This is a genomic window from Methylobacterium sp. P5_C11 (genome assembly GCF_054049775.1).
In genome coordinates this window covers 1-4897 of sequence record NZ_JBFULS010000104.1, presented here as the reverse complement: position 1 = coordinate 4897, position 4897 = coordinate 1, and the positions used below count along the sequence as shown (strand labels likewise).

The window sequence follows — 4897 nt, the reverse complement described above, 5'->3', positions numbered from 1 at the left end:
GCCCGACGCGGCCGCGACGGCCGCGATCCGGGGCCTGCGCGCCGCCCTGCCCCTCCTGTGGCCGGACCGCGACCTGCCGGTCGCGTCCGAGACCGCCGCCGCCCTGATCGCCCACCCGGCCGCCTTGGTCAGGTCCGCCGGCCTCGCGCTCCTGGCGCAGTCCGAAGCCGGGGCCGCCGGCCTGCCGCCGGAGAGCTGGGACGCGCTGATCGGCGCGGAGTCCGAGGACATCCGGATCGCCGCTCTGGTCCTGCTGGCGCGCCTCGACGACGGGCGGCTCGGGTTCTACGCGGACCGGATCGTCGCCTTCGCCAGCGGATCCGGCAGCGCCGTCCGGCAGGCCGCCCGGCCCCTGGTGGCGCGCCTCGCGGCGGCGGATCCGGATCTCGCCCCCCGCCTTGCCCGGGAGCTGATCGGCAGCCTGTTCCGCGCGGCGCCCGACGACGCCTACGCGGCCGACGTCGTGGCCCTGCTGCGCGAGGCCCTGCCGGGGGAATGCGCCGCCCTCGACGACGACACCCTGTGGCGCTTGCTGCAGGCCCGCGCCGAGGGCGCCCGCCGCCTTGGCGCCGCCCTCCTGCCCGACCGGCGCCCCGAGGCCCTCAGCGTCCGCCAGATCGCCCGCCTCGGCGGCCACCCGTACCAATCGGTGCGGGACTGGGCGATGGTGGCCTTCGCGGCCGATCCGGCCCGGTTCCAGGCCGCGGCGGCCGAGGCCGTGCTCCTCGTCGAGAGCGACTGGCCCGACACCCTCGCCTTCGCCCGCGACATGTTCGATGCGTGGCCGGAGACCGCCTGGACGCCCCAGGCGCTCGCCGTCGTCACCGACAGCGTCAAGCCCGAGGTCCTGGCCCTCGCCCGCCATCTCCTGCGCGGCCGGCTCCGGCCCGAGGATGCGGAGGCGCAGGTCCTGCGCCTTCTGGAGCACCCCGCCCCGTCGATGCACCTCCTGCTCACCGAACTCCTGACCGAGCAGGCGGTGGCGAGCGAGGCGGCCTTCGCGCGGCTGATCCCCCTCGCCCGCATCGTGATGCTGCAGGTGCTGCGGGGCCGGGTCGCCAAGGACCGGATGGCCGCCTTCCTCCGGGCCGAGGCCCTGCGCAGCCGCGCCCGCGCCGAGGCGCTGCTGCCGCTCTTCTCCGACCTGACCCTGAGCGGCACGGCCCGGGACCGCAGCGCCGCGATCCTGGCCCTGCGCGACGTCGCCGACGCGCATCCCGATCTCGCCGTGCCCCTCGTCCGGCGCCCGCCGGAGGCGCGGGGACCGGTCTCCGTCTCGGAAGAGGCCCGATGAACTTCGTCCATCGCTACCTCGGCGAGAGCCGGGCCGTCTCGGACGCGGACGCGACCCGGCTCGGCTTCGTCCCCGACACGTTGCGCGAGCCGACCTACTTCGCCGGGACGGTGGCGCGGCACCTGCCGTTCCGGGAGGCGATCTCCGCCCTGCACCACGTCGTCGTGTCGGACCTGCGCTTCAAGCCGAAGGACCGCACCGCCTACTTCGCGTGGCTCCAGGCCCACGAGCAGGAGCTCCTCGCCGAGAAGGACAGCCTGCGCGCGGAGATCGAGGCGCTGCGCGCCGAGAGCCGGGACATCGCGGCCCGCTCCGACGCGGTGATGCGGCCGTTCTACGACGCGCGGAAGCGGTACTTCGACTATCTCTACAAGGAGAACCTCGACGCCTGGATCGTGCTCGACCCGGTCATCACGGTCCATCCGGACGAGATCTTCTTCGAGGCGTTCAGCCTCGACGAATCGAGCTACGGGCGCCTGTCCTGCGACCACGAGACGTTCGCGCGGATCGGCGACATGGCCTGCGGCACGACCAACATCGACTACAGCCACGCCCTCTACGACGAGTTCCAGAAGATCCGCAGCTACCGGGTCACCGAGCTGGCGATCGACCCGACCGGCTTCGCGGTCCAGACCTCCGGCGAGGCCGCCTATCGCGAGGACAAGATCGAGCTGCCCGATTCCTGGATGCGGGGCTTCCTGCAGGTGTCGAGCGCCATGGCGCAGCCCGCCCACGTGGTGGACCTGCACCCAGTCGACATGCACGCGATCCTGACCCGCCTCGCCGCGCGCCGGGAGCGCCACGGCCCGCGCTCCCTGCGGTTCCTGCTCGAGCCCGGCCGGCCGGTCAGCGTGCTGATCGAGCCCTGGAACGAGCGGCTGACCTTCCGGCGCTCGCTCTACCGCGGGGGCGAGGCCGCGGAGATCCGCCTGTGGGGCCGGCGCCGCCTCGCGATCCTGGCCCGGACCCTGCCGCTCGCCCGGTCGGTGCGGCTGCACCTCCTCGGCACCGGGCTGCCGAGCTTCGCGGTGGTGGATTTCGGGGGCCTGCGCTTCACCCTCGGCCTGTCGGGCTGGACCGCCAACGACTGGTCCCGGGCCGGGCAGTTCGACCTGCTCGCGCCCCGGGCGGAGGTCGACGCCGACACCGCCGCCCGGATCTTCGCGGCGCTCCGGCGCCACCACGCCGCCGGGACCGGCCAGCTCGCCGCCGAGACCGGCCTCGACCGGGCGACCGTGGAGGCGGCGCTCGGCGGCTACGTGCAGGCGGGCCGCGCCATGTTCGACCTCGACAAGCGGGTCTACCGCCTGCGGGAGCTGACCCGGGAGCCCCTGGCGCCGGGCGCCCTGCGCTACGCCTCCGAGCAGGAGGCCAAGGCCGACAGGTTCCTGGCGGCCGGGCTGGTCACCCTCGGCCCCGTCGAGCAGGCCGGCGACAGGCGGCGCCTGAGCGGGACCGTGCTGGACGACGGCCGGAGCCTGACGCCCGCGGTGGAGCTCGATTCCGACGACCGCATGGTCGGCGGCACCTGCCAGTGCGGCTTCTACGCCCACAATCGGCTGACCCGCGGCCCCTGCGAGCACATGCTGGCCGTGCGCCGCCTCGTCCATGCCCAGGTCGAGGGCAAGCCGGTGCGGTGGCAGGCGTGAGACGGACCCGATTGATGCGGCCGCAAGCGTGGCCTATCCTGGCCGCGACAGGGGGCGTCGGCCGGGGCGGACCTTGCATTTCGGGCGGCGATTCGCCGTCCCTGCACCCTGCCCGGCAAAGCGTCACTGGCCCGCTCTTCACTGGGCCGGCACTGACCACCGGTGCGCGTTCGCGGTTTGGGTTCGCTGAACCCAAACGCGCACCGGTGGTCGTGCCGGCGTCGAGTGGACCGGGCCAGTCCCGAGACTTGACGAAGGCATCCCGGCCGACGTTCCCCGTCACACTTCCCCCCGTCACGCCCCCCCTCGTCCCACCTCCCGCCGCCCGCGCCGGAGGCCGCCGATGAGCCCGCAGCCCGGCAGGCTGACCCGCCAGCAGCTCTACGACCGGATCCGCGAGAGCTCGAAGGACGAGGTCATCCTCGAGGAGATGATCCGGCTCGGCTTCTGGCCGGATGGGGCGGCTCAGCCCAACCCGCCGGACGACCTGATCCGCCGCCGCGGCGAGATCGCCCGCGCCCTCGCCGACCTGCACCGGCGGGAGGCGGCGTGGCGCGACCCCGAGGCCGCCCTCAAGGAGATGCATCGCCGCCGCAAGACGGCGGCGCTGGAGCGGCGGCGCGAGACCAAGCTGCGCAACGCCCGCGACCGCCACGCCCGGGCGCAGGCGTGGCACGCGCGCCGGGAGGCGGAGATCCTCCATCTCGGCGACGGCGTCTCGGCCGGCCTCGCGAACGCGGACGCTCCGGCGCGCGGGCCCGGCCCCGGTCTCCCGGTCCTGGCCAGCCCGAAGGCCCTGGCCGAGGCCATGGGGATCGGCCTCGGCGAGCTGCGCTTCCTCGCCTACGACCGGGCGCTCAGCACGGTGAGCCATTACCGGCGCTTCACCATCCCCAAGAAGGCGGGCGGGCTGCGCCGCATCTCGGCGCCGATGCCGCGCCTGAAGCGGGCGCAGTACTGGATCCTCGACGCGCTCCTCGCCCACGTCCCCGTGCACGACGCGGCCCACGGCTTCGTGCCCGGCCGCTCGATCGTCACCAACGCCGCCGCCCATATCGGGCGGGACGTCGTGGTCAATCTCGACCTCAAGGACTTCTTCCCGAGCCTCGATTACCGGCGGATCAAGGGGAAATTCCGGGGCCTGGGCTACGCCGAGCCGGTGGCGATCGTGCTGGCGCTGCTCTGCACCGAGCCGGACGTGGACGCGGTCGAGATCGACGGTGCCCGCCTCTACGCCGCCCGGGGTCCCCGCCGGCTGCCGCAGGGCGCGCCGACGAGCCCCGCGCTCACCAACCTCGTCTGCACCCGGCTGGACGCCCGACTCTCCGGGCTCGCCGGCAGCCTGGGCTTCGCCTACACGCGCTACGCCGACGACCTGACCTTCTCGGCCTCCGGCGAGGCCGCCGGGAAGGTCGGCGCGCTCATCAAATACGTCCACGCCATCGTCGCCGGGGAGGGCTTCACCGTCCATCCGGACAAGACCCGGGTGATGCGCCGCGGCCGGCACCAGGAGGTGACCGGGCTGACCGTCAACGAGCGGGTCGGCGTGCCCCGCGAGACCCTGCGCCGCTTCCGCGCCCTCCTGCACGGGCTCGAGCGGCACGGGCCGGCCGGGCGCCGCTGGGGCGCGACCGGCGAGGCGGGCGTGCTCCGCGCCGCCATCGGCTTCGCGCAGTTCGTCCGGATGGTCACCCCGGAGACCGGCGCGCCGCTGGTGGCGCAGGCCCACGCCCTGGCGGACCGCCACACGGATCGCCAAGCGGATCGCCAAGCGGATCGCCAAGAGACGCGGCCTGCAGCGTGGTCGCAACCGGATTTCCGATCCCGCTCCGCGCGGGGAGAGATTCCCCTCGCCCGCTGGTGGGTGCCGGCCCCCCGCTCCGCGCCCGAGCCGGACCCGATCCTGGCCGAGGCCGAGGCGGCCGCCGCGCGGGAGGCGGCCAAGGCTGCGGCC

At 74.7% G+C, this 4897-nt stretch carries 2 protein-coding genes and 1 pseudogene; all 3 read left to right on the top strand.

Annotated elements, in window-relative coordinates:
- Window positions 1-1294: pseudogene (locus ACXJKQ_RS27355) on the top strand (hypothetical protein); the annotation flags it as partial.
- Window positions 1291-2943, top strand: coding sequence for an SWIM zinc finger family protein (locus ACXJKQ_RS27350; protein ID WP_457108812.1), 1653 nt, complete (start codon window positions 1291-1293; stop codon window positions 2941-2943). The pseudogene ACXJKQ_RS27355 and the gene ACXJKQ_RS27350, both read left to right, overlap by 4 nt.
- A gap of 343 nt (window positions 2944-3286) precedes the next feature.
- Window positions 3287-4897, top strand: a 1611-nt coding sequence (locus tag ACXJKQ_RS27345; RefSeq protein ID WP_457108811.1) for a reverse transcriptase family protein, incomplete at its 3' end; no start/stop codon positions are given.